This is a genomic window from Oceanobacillus limi (genome assembly GCF_900111445.1).
Lineage (GTDB): Bacteria > Bacillota > Bacilli > Bacillales > Amphibacillaceae > Ornithinibacillus > Ornithinibacillus limi.
In genome coordinates this window covers 64,704-81,400 of the sequence record NZ_FOHE01000003.1, presented here as the reverse complement: position 1 = coordinate 81,400, position 16,697 = coordinate 64,704, and the positions used below count along the sequence as shown (strand labels likewise).

Annotated in this window: 10 protein-coding genes; 3 read left to right on the top strand and 7 right to left on the bottom strand. The window is 34.9% G+C overall.

Annotated elements, in window-relative coordinates:
* Positions 1 to 278 precede the first annotated feature (278 nt).
* Entirely contained in the window at positions 279 to 1,337 is a 1,059-nt protein-coding gene (locus BMX40_RS04595) for an LCP family protein (RefSeq protein ID WP_090867318.1), read from the top strand.
* Between the two features lie 96 nt (positions 1,338 to 1,433).
* Here BMX40_RS04595 and BMX40_RS04590 read toward each other — a convergent pair whose 3' ends face one another.
* The 7 genes from BMX40_RS04590 to BMX40_RS04560 all read right to left on the bottom strand — a co-directional run bounded on the left by BMX40_RS04590 (position 1,434) and on the right by BMX40_RS04560 (position 13,214).
* Complete coding sequence (locus tag BMX40_RS04590; protein ID WP_090867316.1) at positions 1,434 to 2,489, bottom strand: glycosyltransferase family 4 protein; 1,056 nt, start codon at positions 2,487 to 2,489, stop codon at positions 1,434 to 1,436.
* A gap of 186 nt (positions 2,490 to 2,675) precedes the next feature.
* The gene (locus BMX40_RS04585; protein WP_090867313.1) at positions 2,676 to 5,999 is read right to left on the bottom strand and encodes a CDP-glycerol glycerophosphotransferase family protein; all 3,324 of its coding nucleotides are present in this window, start codon (positions 5,997 to 5,999) and stop codon (positions 2,676 to 2,678) included.
* A 135-nt stretch (positions 6,000 to 6,134) separates the two neighbouring features.
* A complete protein-coding gene (locus tag BMX40_RS04580; protein WP_090867311.1) occupies positions 6,135 to 7,235 on the bottom strand; it encodes a glycosyltransferase in 1,101 nt (366 codons plus the stop codon).
* A gap of 32 nt (positions 7,236 to 7,267) precedes the next feature.
* Complete coding sequence (locus BMX40_RS04575; protein ID WP_090867309.1) at positions 7,268 to 9,091, bottom strand: polysaccharide biosynthesis protein; 1,824 nt, start codon at positions 9,089 to 9,091, stop codon at positions 7,268 to 7,270.
* A 114-nt stretch (positions 9,092 to 9,205) separates the two neighbouring features.
* A complete protein-coding gene (locus tag BMX40_RS04570) occupies positions 9,206 to 10,411 on the bottom strand; it encodes an O-antigen ligase family protein (protein WP_170840662.1) in 1,206 nt (401 codons plus the stop codon).
* 37 nt (positions 10,412 to 10,448) lie between these two features.
* Positions 10,449 to 11,912 carry a murein biosynthesis integral membrane protein MurJ gene (gene murJ / locus BMX40_RS04565; RefSeq protein WP_090867306.1) on the bottom strand — a complete coding sequence of 488 codons (1,464 nt, stop codon included), beginning with the start codon at positions 11,910 to 11,912 and terminating at the stop codon, positions 10,449 to 10,451.
* Between the two features lie 132 nt (positions 11,913 to 12,044).
* Positions 12,045 to 13,214 (bottom strand): polysaccharide pyruvyl transferase family protein, encoded by a 1,170-nt coding sequence (locus tag BMX40_RS04560; protein ID WP_090867305.1) that lies wholly within the window; start codon positions 13,212 to 13,214, stop codon positions 12,045 to 12,047.
* A gap of 191 nt (positions 13,215 to 13,405) precedes the next feature.
* On the opposite strand from BMX40_RS04560, the gene secA2 reads away from it, so the two are divergent.
* Together secA2 and BMX40_RS04550 are read left to right on the top strand one after the other, a co-directional pair.
* Positions 13,406 to 15,763: an accessory Sec system translocase SecA2 gene (secA2, locus tag BMX40_RS04555; protein WP_090867304.1), complete on the top strand. Its 2,358-nt coding sequence runs from the start codon at positions 13,406 to 13,408 to the stop codon at positions 15,761 to 15,763.
* 26 nt (positions 15,764 to 15,789) lie between these two features.
* Positions 15,790 to 16,668, top strand: coding sequence for an accessory Sec system S-layer assembly protein (locus BMX40_RS04550; RefSeq protein ID WP_090867302.1), 879 nt, complete (start codon positions 15,790 to 15,792; stop codon positions 16,666 to 16,668).
* The last annotated feature ends 29 nt before the right edge of the window (positions 16,669 to 16,697 follow it).

Below are 16,697 nucleotides of genomic sequence, written 5' to 3'. Positions count from 1 at the left end.
AAAAAAATGAAACATTACATATGATTATTTCGTCATATTTATAGTGTACCATACAACAAGAATTACCATTGCCACAACAATATTCTCACCATGTTCAGTTATTGTTAAACTTTATATTTACTAATGGAGCTATTCATAGTAAAATAAAGATTAGTTTGCTCGAAAAAGGGCGAATATTAGCTTGAAATATTGTATCATCATATATATTTATCCATCTCAATAATATTTTCATATATTAATTGTGAATACTACAATTCACTTTTAAAGGGAGAATTGATATGTCTAAAAAAACATCACCAGATACTAGGTCGATGAAACGAAAAAGAAAACGTAAATTAAGAAAAAGAATATATTTTATTTTAATTCCACTGATTTTACTATTATCAGTTTTTGGATATGCGGTTCATCTATATACAAAAGCTGAATCCGTTTTTTCTGAGTCACATCAAGATGATGGAAAAGAAAAATCCAAATTACGCGAAGCACCCGTTAATCCAAAAGAGAACAACATCTCCATCCTAATCATGGGTGTTGATGCAAGTGATATCCGTGCGAATTCAGATAGTTCACGTACAGATACACTTTTGGTAGCAACCTTAAATAAAGAGGATAAAAGTGTCAAACTGTTAAGCATCCCTCGTGATTCAAAAGTTTATATTCCTGAGGTAGGCTATGAAGATAGAATAAACCATGCCCATGCATTTGGCGGCACGGATGCTACCATTGATACGGTAGAAAATCTATTAGATATTCCAATAGATTATTGGTTTAAAGTTAACTTCGAAGCATTTATCGATGTAGTAGATGCAATAGATGGAATTACTGTGGATGTTCCTTATGAATTTTATGAACAGGATTCGATGGACCGTCCGAGGGCAATCCATTTACTTCCAGGTGAACAAGACCTAAATGGAGAAGAAGCATTAGCATTAGCTCGTACTAGAAAACTAGATAACGATATTGAACGTGGTAAAAGACAGCAAGATATTATTAAAGCAATTATTAAGAAATCCATATCATTAAACTCTGTTTTAAAATATGATGATATTATCGAAGCAGTTGGTAGTAACATGACTACAAATATGGAATTTGATGAGATGAAAAGTTTAATTTCTTATGGTACTAGTGGGAAAGACTTAGACTTTGATACACACTCGCTTGACGGTGAGGATAATTGGGTTTATGAACCTAAGAAAAAGTACTACTGGAAGCTTGATGAGACTGCCTTAAATGAAACAAAGGAAATTTTCAAACAGCATCTTGAGTTAGATTCTAGTTCTTTAACGAATAAACCTGTCTCACCTAGTAATACATTTGATACGACAGATTCATACTAAGCAAAAAACACCCTATCCAAATAGACAATGGATAGGGTGTTTTTGTTAGTTTATTCTAATGTAAACCATATTAAAGTATCAAAATTCACTTGATCATTACTTTTGCCGTAATGATTTCACTAAGTTAGTTAACGGTTTATAATTACTATTAATTAGTTCCAAATCCTCTATTAGAACTTGAATAGCTAATAAAACAAATCCAACGATCAATATTGACCCCCATATGGTTGTCATCGAAAATAGAATTGCTGATACACTAAACATCGTGCTTAACCCATAGATAAAAAGAACAGTCTGTTTATGTGTAAACCCGTATTTCATTAATCGATGATGCAAATGAGAAGAATCTGGACTTGAAATTGGCTGTTTATTAATAAATCTGCGTACCATAGCGATTAATGTATCAGAAATTGGTACACCTAAGATAAAAATTGGAATAACAAACGATATAACTGTAATATTTTTGAATCCAAGTAATGCTAGTACGGATATCATGTATCCTAAAAACATTGCTCCTGTATCACCCATAAATATTTTTGCAGGATAAAAATTGTATCGTAAAAATCCCATTGTGCTAAAAAATAAAATCAAAGCAATGGATACAACATATACATCTCCCATGATTAAAGCCATTCCAGCAATCGTAAGTAATGCAATGGAGGATACTCCAGCTGCTAATCCGTCTAAACCATCAATTAAATTAATTGCATTCGTGATACCAACGATCCACAAAATAGTAATAATGGAACTAAAAAATCCGAATTGCACCTGCCCTCCAAATGGAAGGTTAATAAACTCTACATGTAATCCCCCCCAAAAAACAACCAAGGAGGCTATAAGAATTTGCACAGCAAATTTCCACTTTGCTGAGAGATTAATTAAATCATCTACTACTCCGAGAGCAATTATGATAAATGCGCCACAGATAATGGCTAAATGACTTTCATCAGTAGGTTGAAGAATCAGTAAACCAAACAAAAAGCTTAAAAATATTGCTAATCCCCCAAGTGTTGGGATTGGATCACTGTGTACCTTACGATAATCGGGTTTATCCGTTAAGTTAAACTTTTTTACATATTTAATAATTATTGGAGTTATAATCAGTGATAAAATTAATGTTAAGAAGGCTAGAATAATTATCCTAATCAACATGTTCCCTCCCTCTTAAAGAAATACGTACGTATAATAGGGTACTTTTCTATAAAAATAATTTAATAGATTGATATGTTAAAAATTCAATTGACTCCATTATACCTGCTGTAAAGAAAAATAGCCAATGTATTTCTTTCTCTACTTTGAAAAACCCCATCTATAAATAGATAGGGGTTTTTAGAAAGACTACTTTTTAGACTCTGTAAATACCGCATCTACAACACGTTTGCTAGCAAAGCCATCTTCTAATGAACAATACTTTTCCCTGAAGGCACGATACTTCTGTTCATAATCAACTTCTACTTGGTTGATTGTTTTCACTTTTTCAATGATTTCATCGGTATCGAAAACTAGCGGGCCAGGTGCCTCCTCTTCAAAGTCCATGTAGAAGCCTCTAATATTGTCCCGGTATAGTTCAAAATCATACGTGTAAAATAACATTGGATTCTTAGTATTAGCAAAGTCGAACATCACCGATGAGTAATCAGTGATTAATATATCCGTTACCAAGTATAGCTCTTGAATATCTCCATAGTTTGAAGCATTAATAACAAAACACTCAAGCTCTTCGTCTATGCTGATTTTGTTACTAATTAACGAATGCATACGCAATACTAATACGTATTCCTCGCCAAGTTCGGCCTGTAGCTTTTCCAAATCTAATTGAAGATCCAATTTAAATTTATTTTTCTTGGATGTTTGATAATCCCTAAAGGTTGGAGCATAAAGAATAACCTTTTTTTCCTTTGGAATCCCTAGTTGTGTTTTTACAGAGTCAATAACCTCAAATCGTTCCTCGTTATAAAAAATGTCATTTCTTGGATATCCTATTTCCAATACCTTCCCATTATATTGGAATGCACTCTTAAACGCATTTGTTGCGTAACGACTAGGTGAGATGAGATAATCCCAATTTTTCACCGCATTACTAACTCTGTTGACATAATCATCACTTCTACCATGAACCTCGGTAAGATCAAATAACATCTTTTTCAAGGGTGTACCATGCCAGGTCTGTAAATAGGTTGTTTGTGGCCGCTTCTTAATATAAGTCGGGAAGTTTTGATTATTTACCCAATACTTAGATCGTAATAAGTAATAGAAGTATGCTGGTGTCAGTCGCTTTATCCGTTTTGTATTTGGATCAGAAAAACGATGCTTTTTATTATAAACCCATACTTTCTTATAATCCATGTTACGATGAAGGATTTCTTCATAGATCATCCTAGGACTGTCACTATATTGTTTTCCTAAACCACTTTCAAACAGAATTAACTTTGGATCAACCGGAATGACTCTTCTACCGATATTATAGAAAGCTTTGATAGTTGGATAATACAATTTGCTTTTTCGAAACTTTCTATAAAAGCCTGCTTTGAGCATTGGATACTTTGGGTTTGCGATAATAGGATGTTTCTCCTCATTATTAACGACAACTTGAAAGATTCTTTCGGAAGAATTTCGATCTCGATGCGCTATAAATTTGTCCGCACGTTTTCTATACTCTTCTTTCATAGCAAATTCATTCGTTGCATATTTTTGTACAAGATCCAAAATTTCTTCCTGTTCAAAGCCAATTTCTCCAGGCAGGTCTTGATCTAAATCTAGATGTGATGGCCTTTTTCCAATAAATCGTTCTCTATCAAATTGATAGTAAATTACTGGTTTATACAGAAAACTAAAATCGAACCCAACACTAGAATAGTCGGTAATCATCAAAGCACTTTCTTTTAACAGATGCTGTACATCTACTTCCCCCTGAGAAATAACTTTTACGAAATCATTCTCAAAGTATCTGGAGAACTTCTGCATATTAGGGTGTAAACAAAATAATATTTCAAATCCGTGCTCCGTAGCCAACTTATGGAAACGTTCGCTGTTTATTAATTCTTTATACCTGTCATAATACTCACTTTCTATAAATGCTTCATCCGTAACGATCCAATCCCGCCATGTTGGTATTATTAAAACCTGTTTCTTCAAAGGAACATCGTTTGCAAAAAGTGTATCAAAGCGAGATAGCCCCGTTACAAAAACGTTGTCAGGATGATAGTCAAAGTCATTTATTATAATATCCTTTTCAAATTCAGAACTTACTAGAAAAAAATCTACGTCAAAATCAGGAGCGTTCTTACCATAGTTCGCAACCATATTTTTCGTTCCCATTACACCGTGTTGAAGAAAGATCTTATCCGCTTTGATTTTTGATTTGAAGATATTAGTTCTTATTGGATAAATATAATCTGGATGATGGGAAGAAATAATCTTTTTTGCAATAATTGTGTTCAAAATATGTTGTTTCGATTTAAAGTCAAGCACATTTCCATATTTCTCAACATTTTTCTTCTCTGGTGAGTTTTTGTCAATTACGTAGTAGACATTTTTATCTGGATGTTGGGTGCGAAGGTACTTGAAAAAGGCAAGTCCCGTATCTTGCGCTTTATATACTCTTTCCCCAACTAACCATACGTTTTTATTTTTGTTAAGTAATCGAATAAGCCATGCCCATCTCATAATCCTGCGAAGGTAATTATATGTTTCCACAGGGAATGTATAAACCTCTAAGGAAAGATTACGTTTCTTAAACGTATAATAGGGTCTAATTACAGCAGCTTCCTTATTATCTTTCGCATATAGATCGTTTAAAAAGAACTTCGCCTTAAATGTAGGTCTTCCGATTCTTACATATTTAGGCTCTCGCATATCATGCATAACTAGCTTAAAATAAAGATCATATACATCTTCTTCTAAAACCCGTCCATTACTCGCAGTAGCAAGGTCTATTTCCGCTTTATAGAGATATCTATTAAGTCCATATTTCTTCTCAACAATATCTCCTTGATGCGTAAATTCGGTTTTTGTTGATGTAAATTCAACCAACGTGTCTCTACCCTTTAGTACTAATTCCGAGGATAATATCTTGGAATTTCGTGTAAAAATTTTCCCCTCAAGCTGCAACAAGCCTTTCCGTCTCTTAAACCCATCTATTTGGAGCTTTGTAGGTGTATTCGGTTCGTCGTTGTATACTAATGACAAATTACCTTTTTTCGTAACGTAGTTGATCAATGTATCTTCTTGCTCATGATAAAAAGTAGGTATATTTATTTCAGAATACTGAAACTTACCTAAGCGCATAAAATACTCAGCAACTAATTCATCACCTTGATCAATGAGCTTTACATTCTTATCTTTCTTCTTTACTTCACTTAACATATCGTATGGTACCGTAACTTTAAAATACCAATCATAGATAAGTTCCTCATTGCTTCGAAATTTCTCCATTAATTTATCGAGAGGTGCATGGAAAACAAAGCTGTTTGAAGGTTGTGTACTGTCAATCAAAAATCCATCTAGACTTTTTCTAGGAAAAAGCCATAATTCACTGACAAGATACTCTTCCTTCGATAACATACCTTGTATTGATAGAGCTTGCTTACTTTGTTCTATTTTCAGCTGATGTTTTAACTTAGGTTTTGGTCTCTTTTTTTTCCTTTTGAAAAAAGAAAGCAATATAATCAATTCCTTTTATATTTCTTCTATTTTTTTAAAAATTATTTTCTATTATACATCAATTTCAAAAGAAAAAGCTGTATAATTGTCAATCTAAATCACTAATTATACATTTCAACTCGAAAGAAGTCTGGTCTACATGGGATAATCAATTATTATGTCAGAATAAACCTTCTCCATTTCCATAACATTTTTCTCCCATTCAAAGTTATGCTGAACGAAACTCCTCCCGTTACGACCAAATGTATGTCTTTTATCTTTATCAGAAACGAGTATTCGTAGTTTTTCTACAATATTGCTACTGTCTTCTGTATTAACAACATAGCCTGTTTCTCCATCCTTTACCACTTCAGGCAATCCACCAACATTACTAACGACAACTGGAACTTTGCAAGCAGAGGCCTCTAACACTGCTACCCCAAAGCTTTCACTCCTACTAAATGCACAATAAATGTCCAATTGATTTAAATAATTTGGAACTTGTTCATTTGGAACTGCCCCAACAAACTCAGTAATATCGGCTATGTTGAGCTTCTCTGTTAATTGTTGTAGTTTCACTAATTCTGGACCATCTCCTACAATCTTTAACCTAATTTTTTCAGCAATATTGGCTTGGTTGGATGAAGTTAGCTCCTGTATTAATTTTGCCGTTGATTCAATAAGTATGTCAATACCATATACGGGTTTTAATCCTTTAATGGTTCCAATAACAATTTGTTCGTCATTACCACCCTTTTGTTTCGAATTAAATAATTCTAAATCTATCCCAAATGGAATAACATCGATTTCACGTGTTACAGAGATAATTCGTTCCGTTTGCTCCTTCATCGCATGACTAGTAGATGTGATGTGGTTTGCAGCTTTTAAGTTTTTTTGAATTATTTTTCCATTTCTCTTGCTCTGATAAGGAAATAAGTAAACATCGCTTCCCCATACAGAAAGAAGAGTCGGCCTGTAATGAACAAGTCTAGAAAGCGTTCCATAGCCACTTGCATAATGTGCGTGCAATAGATCCGGTTTAATCGAGCGAAGAAGTAGCTTTACTTCTAATGCGTTCGCATAGTAGCCTACAGGAGCAGGAAAAGTTAGCTTGTGAACCGTTACATTGGAATTGATTTGATCTAACGCAATCCGGTGCATTGTAATTAAATGAACCTCATGTTTACGTGCTGCTATTGCATTCACCCAACGAACTGTATGGATTGACGAAGCAGCTGCTAAAAAACAGATCTTCATATCTGCATTCCCCATTTCAACTATCTTTCGAGCTATTTTTCAATTGCAGATTTTATCGATTTTGTTGAAACGATCTGCATTAATTCCTTTTTTATCCCCTCGTTTGAAAGGCTCTCAAATTGACTAATAAAATGTAGTAATTCCATTGGATTAACTTCCGTTGTACGACCAACATATATCTTCTCATACACTTCTCCAGGATGGACTTCACTTTCACTTAAAAGCTCTTCAAACATTTTTTCACCAGGTCTAATACCCGTAAATTCGATAGGAATATCCTCTTCTGTATAACCAGATAAATGAATTAAATTGCGAGCTAAATCTACAATCTTCACTGGCTCTCCCATATCAAGAACAAAGATCTCCCCACCTTTTGCTAATGCCCCCGCTTGGATAACTAGTCTCGAGGCTTCTGGGATGGTCATAAAGTACCTGGTCATTTCAGGATCCGTAATTGTAATAGGACCGCCCTGTCTAATTTGTTTTTTAAATAATGGGATAACACTCCCCCGACTACCTAAAACATTTCCAAACCGTACCGCAACAAAATTTGTTTTACTTCGTGTATTTAAGTCTTGGATAACCATTTCAGCAACGCGTTTTGTAGCTCCCATAACATTGGTAGGGTTAACCGCCTTGTCAGATGAGACAAGCACGAATGTATTAACTCCAAAAGTATCAGCCGCTTCTGCTACATTTTTCGTACCGATGATATTATTTTTGACGGCCTCATGCGGGTTATATTCCATTAATGGTACATGCTTATGAGCTGCTGCATGATAGATAATTGTCGGTTTTGTTTTTTCGACAATATCAAACATCCGTGCACGATCTTGGACATTCCCAATAAGAGGGATGATATCAATATCCACATCTCTATATTTCTCTCTAAGCTCCATATCTATGGAATAGATACTATACTCCCCTTGTCCCACTAACACAATTTTCTTTGGCGTAAAGCGCATTAATTGTCGACATAACTCAGACCCGATTGAACCTCCTGCCCCAGTAATTAGCACGGTGTTTCCAGTTACATATTCAGAAATGGTTTGGATATCTAGCTCAACTGGTTCCCGACCTAAAAGATCCTCCACTTCAACATTTTTAAGTTGATTTACAGATACCTTCCCAGTCATCAAATCTTCCATTTTCGGTATAATCTGTGCTTCAACCTTCAATTTATTACAAGTTGTGACAATTTCATGTAATACAGCTTTCCGTAATGTTGGGATTGCAATAATTACATGCTCAATTTTATGATTTTTAATAACTGATTCTATATCTTTTGTGCTCCCCAGTACTGGTAAGTTATATAATTGCATTTTTTGTTTCGAACGATTGTCATCTATGAATCCAATTGCTAACAATTCTGCGTTTTGTTGATCTTTAATCTGTCTAACAATCATTGCGCCTGTCGAACCTGCACCTATTATTAATGTGCGTTTCTTATCTTCAGACTTGAAAATATACCGATCTCGCAACACACGCCAAATAAACCGAGATCCCCCGATTAGAATCACATGCAGCATCCACGTTACTAAAAGCGCACGTTTATAGATCTCAAAGTCATTTACAAGAAATTGAACGATACCTGTCCCAATAATAGATAATGTAATAGCCTTTACAATTGCCGTTAATTCACCAACACTAGCATAGGACCATACTTTTTTATATAAATTGTATAAAACTGCAAACAAATGATGGAAAACAAGTAATGCAATAGCACTGATTATTAATGAAGATGTATGAATAACAGGTTCATACGGATACGCGATCCAAGATGCGATAAAAATGGCCGTACTAACAATTAACGAATCCATTAATATTAGTAATAACAACCTTGTCCGATAATTCATAAGGCTAGTTCCTTTCTATATCGATTCCCATTACCTTTATCAAGCATTATTTGTGTGATGATTTCTAACAAATGATGTCCACTAAATATTTCTAATACATAATAAAGCTACCCTTTAGCTATTATACCTCGTATCATTTTCCATAGTTTTCGAATAAAGTACACCACTTATACCAACTGATATGATAAACCATTGTAATAAACCGATTGATTGCATATTAAAAAATAAAGATACTTCCACATTCTGATATACTAATATACCCAAGAAAAAGCAAGCTGACCACCTTACGATAGAAAAGTCTAACCCCTTCTGGTATACCTTCCAAATACCATATAAAAAAAGTACAAATAAAACCATACCAACAATTCCACTTTCAATGAAGATTTGTAGGTATTGATTATGTGTATGTACATAATGTGTACCTTCAATATAATCTTTTGGGACAATTCCAACTTCATGTCCAAAAAATGGCTGTTTCAATCCAAATTGCAATACAGACTCCCAAACATCCTGCCTTCCAGAGAATAAATTCTTACCGAATATATCGACAGACAATTCATTAAGTTTTTTGAAATAGGCACTATTGGCAAGCATAGTATACACTAACAAAAAGAATGTGTTAAAAAGTAATAAAAGTCCAAGTAAATAATAGAAAACTTTTTTTGAATAAAACAAAATAAGCCTACTTAGAAAAACCGTTACTAGCAGCAACAGAACCGCTCTTGCAGAAGATACATAAATTAAAATACATGCAGCCCCTATGCCAAAAATAAATAATACCCTATTCCACGTCGGTACATATTTTATTGCCACTAACGGAAAGAAAAGTAAACATGAAACAAAGACACCTAAAATATTTGGATTTCGAATATAACTTTGAAAACTACTCATCTGAGCTCCAAGTTGAACCCACTGAATCATTAATAAAAGAATTACTCCTAGACTCATATATCCAAATAAAATAAAATGCTTTGGCTTCCATTTCACATGGGATACAGCCAAAATAAATACTAAATATAATAGAATGACGGTTAGCTCGCTATTATTATAATAGTTACCGTTTATAAGATGAACGAGTACATACCCTAAACCAAATAATGTAATACCACTATAAAACGGGGTTATTTTATTTCCACCTTGCACCTGTTTTGCCATGGTATAACCAACGACAAAAAACGCTACATAATGCATCCATTCCATCGTAGTAAATGCCAAGTCACTAATCGGAAGCTTAGTAACCGTAAATACATTAAAAAGTAGAATTAAAAAGAATGCACCAGATAATAGGAATGATAATTGGTTTTGTGAAAATTTATTCATAACGAAACTCCTTAAAATAATCATAACTGAATTTCAGTTATTCCTTCAAAAACTTCAATCCTCCAGCAACAAGGAACAGTGTAATCACACCGCCAAATAGTAAAGATAGAAACAGAGAACCAACCATAACTATGGAAGATAACCAAATTATACTTACCGAGAACAAGACAAATACCGAGATGATTGCCACATACTTCCAATTACTTAATACTAAATTGAGTTTTATTCTCGCAAATAGAATAAGGAATAACATATTAATTATTGTACTTAACACGGTACCTAACGCAATAGCAGATACGCCAAACCGATCGATGAATAGGTTAATAACAAAAATATTCACACCAAAAACAGAGACAATATTGATAATATTTGGCAGTAACGTACTTTCTAACGCATAGAAAAAACGTGTAATATAGGTATTAAGTGCCAAGCTAAAGATTGATATCGAAAATAGCTGCAGCAACGGATATGTCGCATTCGTTGAGTCCTCGGTAAAGTTCCCATATTGAAAAATGATCGAAATAATTTCCTTTGCATAAATAAAAATAAATACACTTGCCGGAAGTAATATCAAAGTTAACAGCCTGAATCCTTTTTTAAATGCTTGATCTAACTTGAAAAAATCGCCTTCCCCAGCAGCTTTAGCTAATAAAGGATAAACGATCGTTGTTACACTTGTCATTAATACAGCCTGTGGAAGCTGCGTCATTTTTGATGCATAATTAATGGCTGCTATGGCACCGTCTGATAAGTTAGCAGCATAAATCCGTTGGATAATCAAGTAAAATTGAATGGTTGCTCCCCCAAAAATTAAGGGCATCGCTAATTTTAAAAACCTTTTTGTTTCCGCTAATCGAACAATTTTAAACTGAAGCGGAGCAAGGCGTTGCTTTCTACTTTGGTAGACGAGCAAGATAAACATGAACACAGCTCCTAGTGTAGCTCCTAGCGCATATGAATATTCCATTAACAACGGGGTTAGCCCAAAACCGATCAATAAATAAATTCCATTAAAAACAACAGACGATATGCTGGTTAGTCGATAATTTTCATGAACATTATGTAGACCGCTAAACAGCATCGAAAGGACTAAAAAAAATGTTGCAGGTGCTGTCCAGAGAAATAAATTGGTTGTAAGGCTCAATGCTTCTTCAGACATGCCAGAGAAGAAAAGCCTCATCCAAAACTCAGGAAAAATTAGGAACATAATAGTTAAGGAACCTACAATTAAGCTTAGGCTTGTGTATATGGTTTGTACAAAATCATTTCTTAATGGATTGCTTAATTTGCTGTATATCGAAATAAACGCAGTTGTAATCGCTCCTCCAATAACCGTATAAAGAAAATTCGGTATCGTAAATGCTGTGATAATACTATCCGCTTGAAAGCTAGTTCCATACTGGTAACCAATCCCTATTTCCCTAGCAAACCCAAACAAACGTGCAATGATATTGATTATTGTTATAGCACCTAATATTTTTATAAAACGAGACTTAAACATAAGAACCCACTTTCTTTGATTCAATAAAGCCTAAAATAGAAAAGTTGTAGTTTTATGTGGGAATAAACAAACCTATTATACCAATTAATAGGACAATTCACTATAAGTGGATGTTGTATAAAATAAACTACCTCATCTTTTATATACCGTCTTTACTAAATCCATTCCTTTTGGAGATTTGTTTTTGACATTATTCGTAATCGTCTCAAACTTCTTAACCGTTTCGCTCCAATCTTTTTCCATTTCCATGTATGTTTTTAAAAAGAAATCCTCACGTTCGGATAATTCATCAATTGGAATGACGAGATCGCTACAATCGATAGAATCCATGAAATCCTTAACTTTCTGATGATACGAAATAGCAATGATCGGTATGTTCGTAACAAGAGACAATATTAAAGAATGAAGTCTCGTACCAATGACAATATCTTGTTCACCAATAAATTGTAATATTTCTTTGTGGTTCATCCCCTTTTTCTCAAGTTTCATTTCCTCCTCGTATACAACCGAGCGTCCTTTATACCTCATTAGCTCTCTTATATCCTTAGTAACCTCCGTATCATATGGGTGTTTTGTAGAAAAAAAGTTGACTTTTGCATTTGGGTATTCACGCAAAAGATTATCCAGATTCGTAGCCATCCCGTTTATGTAATGATTGTATTTACTTTTATCTTCTACAGGCCAATAATTGATATTATAATAAGGTACCGCTGTTACACCTATTTGAAGTTTATCCAATTTATTTGCTATGGGTTTAGGTGCTTTCACAAAAAATGCCGGATCAGAAATAACATGTATTGGCTTTTTTACCCCGATAGATTCTAGTAATGCTTTTGATTTTGGGTCACGTACCGTAATTAGGTTCGCAGAATTTCCGAGTGATTTTAAAATTGTCCTACCGAGCAATGTAGAAATCGGTCCTGCACCGGCACCGTATATGACGTAAGGGGTGTTCGTGAGCTTTGCCAACCAACCATACATCCCGTATATGATAGCCCCATTTCGATAAAGATCCATTAAAATTCCGCCGCCACCAATGATTAACAGATCCAGGTCACGAATAATTGGTTTATTATGGATGACCGTTGCTAAGAACTTCATAGGGTCACTCTTTTTCTTTTGAAAAAGTTCTACGGATTGAACACCGTGCTTATTACTAATCTGTTCTGGGTTATTAGAAAAAACGACAATTTCCTTTCGTTCAATCTCATAGGCTTCTTCCAACTGAACGATGACACCTTCTAGTATCGCTTCATCTCCTTCATTGTCGTTACCATAATTCCCCACAATTCCAATCGCCATTTTCTATTCAATCCTTTCAAAATTCTACATCCAATTTTAATCGAATTCATTGTATATGTCATGATTCATAATACTTTCAGAAAAAAAGAACTTTTACTAGCCAAAATTTGTATTTGAATATATCTTATCTTATCATTCCCATTCATGCTATACTAGTACAATGAATACTACATTTAAGGAGTATTGTATAAATGAACAAACAGAAGGCAAGTCAACATCCAAAAAGAATTCGTGCATTAAAACCATATATGAAGTTAATTAACAAGATTAATACGCTTGAGAAACAGTTTGAGCAATATTCGGATGAAGAACTAAAGCAAAAAACCGAGGAGTTTAAACAGCGGTTAGAGCAAGGAGAAACAATTCACGATCTAACGGTTGAAGCTTTTGCTACAGTTAGAGAAGCATCCAAACGGGTTCTAGGTTTACGCCATTATGACATACAGTTACTTGGTGGCCTTGTTCTTGTGAAAGGTAATATCGCAGAAATGAAGACAGGAGAAGGAAAAACCCTTGTCGCATCTCTGCCAGGATACCTGTATGCACTGGAAGGAAAAGGCGCCCATATTATTACAGTAAATGAATACTTAGCAAAACGCGACAAAGAATTAATTGGGCAAATCCATGAATTTTTAGGACTTACCGTTGGTCTAAACATCGCTCAATTAAGCAACTCGCAAAAAAAAGAGGCCTATAATTGTGACATAACCTATGGAGTTGGGACAGAATTCGGCTTTGACTATTTGAGAGATAATATGGTTAGTTCACCAGAAGAGAAAGTACAGCGTCCGTATCACTTTGCAATTATTGATGAAGTGGATAGTGTTCTTATTGATGAAGCAAGAACTCCACTTATTATTGCTGGTAAGGACCAACCAAGTAGCAGGCTTTATAAAGTCTGTTCCATGGCTGTCAAAAACTTAAAGCAAGATGAAGATTATACATTAGATCAAGAACTCAAAACGGTTAATTTCACAGAAAGTGGAATAACGAAATGTGAAAAAGTCTTTGGTATATCGAATTTATTTGATTTAGAACATAGTTCTTTATTCCACGCATTATTACAAGCATTGCGTGCTCGTACCATCTACCATCGCGATGTAGATTATATTGTTGATGATGGAGAAGTCAAGTTAATCGACATGAACACAGGGCGAATCATGGAAGGCCGAAGTTTGAGTGATGGCCTTCACCAAGCAATTGAAGCAAAAGAAGGATTGCGCAATACCGACGAAAATAAAACACATGCTTCCGTTACCATTCAAAACTACTATCAAATGTACCAAACGTTATCAGGGATGACAGGTACAGCAAAGACAGAGGAAACAGAGCTTCGAACCGTCTATGGAATGGATGTCATTCAAATTCCACCAAATAAGCCAAACCAACGGATAGACCATTCGGATATCGTGTTTATGAAAAAAGAGCAAAAATATAACTACCTAATAGAAGATATTAAGAAACGTCATGCTACTGGCCAACCAATTCTTATTGGGACAAGCTCTATCATAAAATCAGAGGAAATTGCCGAAATCCTCGATAAAGAGGGTATTGAATATCAGTTACTAAATGCGAAAAGCGCGGAAAAGGAAGCTCAGTTAGTGGCATTAGCTGGACAAAAAGGAAAAATCACGATTGCTACCAACATGGCTGGCCGTGGAACAGATATTATGCTTGGTGAAGGCGTGGCCGAGCTTGGCGGTTTGCATGTAATTGGCACGGAACGGAACGAAAGCCAACGAATTGATAACCAACTAAAAGGACGCTCCGGTCGTCAAGGTGACCCTGGTTCAACTCAATTCATTATTTCACTGGAGGATTACTTGTTTGTAAGGTACGCAGAGGAAGAATTGGAGCGAATTCATCCAAAACTCAAGTTCGATAAGACAGGATTCATCACCTCCAATAATGTTCATAAATTTGTTGACACTGCTCAAAAAATCTCGGAGGGAATCCATTACCAAATCCGTGAATACAACCTAAAGCTTGAAAATGTATTAAATAAACAGCGTGAAGTGGTTTACCAATTCCGGGATTCCGTATTTGATACTAATATTATTGATTTTGTCGTCAAGCAAACGAAATCCATTCCAGCAGAAATCATCCTATCCTTTTTTGGAAATGAAGAAAGCCCAGAGTTAATGGATGTTCAGGTTCTACAAGAAGAATTAAACAAAGTACTCCTTTCAAGCTTTTCATTTGGAGAAGAAACGTTTGAAACTGTTGAGGAAATACAAGATTATGTAGACCCCTATGTTAAGGAACACATCGATGCATTGCGCTCATTTAAGGATGATAAAGAAATCTTATCCCTCTCCAAAAGCCTTACATTAAGCGTTGTTGACAGATTGTGGAAAGCACATTTAGATACGATGCACCAGCTTAAAGAAGGAATTGGAATGCGGCAATACCAACAAGAGGATCCGATTCAAATTTTTGAAAAAGAAGGGTATACCCTCTTTGAATCATTCTTTGCAGAGATTAAATACGAAATGGCTTTACGGATCACTCAAACAATCAAACAACTGACAAAACAACGAAATAAATAACGAAATCACAATGAAAGGAAGGTTATATGTTCAACTTTTCAAGAAGCAAAAAAAAGAAAACGGAAGATAATGTTACAGATGCTGCAGAATATTTAGCCTCTGAAGTAAATGGATCTAGTACTGAGAACAAGGAAACAACATTATCTATCCCTGACGAATGGAAACTAACAGATGAAGAACGTTATGTCTATGCCTTTCACAATAGTGAAAGCCCTAAGCTTAGAGAGAATCAGATATCCATTTATGGAATGGAACTTTCCAAAAGGAAAGATAGCATAACTGTTACAGGATTGATTCGAAGCACGGTTTCTAAATCCATTCAATTTGGTAAAACAGCCATTCTCTTGTTAAATGCCGATAAAGAACCGATTGCTCGAAAGGAATTTGATCTTTCCAAGCTTGGAACCATTCCCCCTAACAGCGCGAGACCTTGGAGTTTTGTCTTTGGCAGAAGTGAACTGAGCATGAATATTGATGAGCTAGTAGATGACTGGTCACTCGCTTTTGAATTAAAAAGAGAGCATCAACTTGATTTAGAAGAATCTTGGGAGAAGTCCATTGCACAGGAAACTAAAGAATCCTTAGAAAAGCTTGTAAAAAATGCTCCTTCCTTAAAGTCTGGAGAAGTTAATTTTATGGGGATCGAAGCAAAGAAAAAAGATTCCGGCGAATTGGTCGTAACATTACTTATTCGGAATGGCTCGAATAAGAACATTCATTTGGAACAGATCCCGCTTGGTATTAAAGATGCGTCTGATCAGGAAGTCGCTCGCGGTAGTTTTAAAATGGAGAATTTCACTGTTAAAGCGAATACAAGTAAGCCTTGGTCATTTGTCTTTCCAGCATCCATGATTCTTGTAGATGAAGTAGACCTAACAAAATGGCGTGCCTACCCTATCCAATAAAATAAAAAAGGACAGCTCCTATCATTATT

Excerpts from the sequence above, each read along its gene's own strand:
- BMX40_RS04560 (WP_090867305.1), bottom strand. The coding sequence starts at position 13,214 with ATGGCGATTGGAATTGTGGGGAATTATGGTAACGACAATGAAGGAGAT.
- BMX40_RS04570 (WP_170840662.1), bottom strand. The coding sequence starts at position 10,411 with ATGAATAAATTTTCACAAAACCAATTATCATTCCTATTATCTGGTGCA.
- BMX40_RS04550 (WP_090867302.1), top strand. The coding sequence starts at position 15,790 with ATGTTCAACTTTTCAAGAAGCAAAAAAAAGAAAACGGAAGATAATGTT.
- BMX40_RS04590 (WP_090867316.1), bottom strand. The coding sequence starts at position 2,489 with ATGTTGATTAGGATAATTATTCTAGCCTTCTTAACATTAATTTTATCA.
- BMX40_RS04580 (WP_090867311.1), bottom strand. The coding sequence starts at position 7,235 with ATGAAGATCTGTTTTTTAGCAGCTGCTTCGTCAATCCATACAGTTCGT.
- BMX40_RS04595 (WP_090867318.1), top strand. The coding sequence starts at position 279 with ATGTCTAAAAAAACATCACCAGATACTAGGTCGATGAAACGAAAAAGA.
- secA2 (WP_090867304.1), top strand. The coding sequence starts at position 13,406 with ATGAACAAACAGAAGGCAAGTCAACATCCAAAAAGAATTCGTGCATTA.
- murJ (WP_090867306.1), bottom strand. The coding sequence starts at position 11,912 with ATGTTTAAGTCTCGTTTTATAAAAATATTAGGTGCTATAACAATAATC.
- BMX40_RS04575 (WP_090867309.1), bottom strand. The coding sequence starts at position 9,091 with ATGAATTATCGGACAAGGTTGTTATTACTAATATTAATGGATTCGTTA.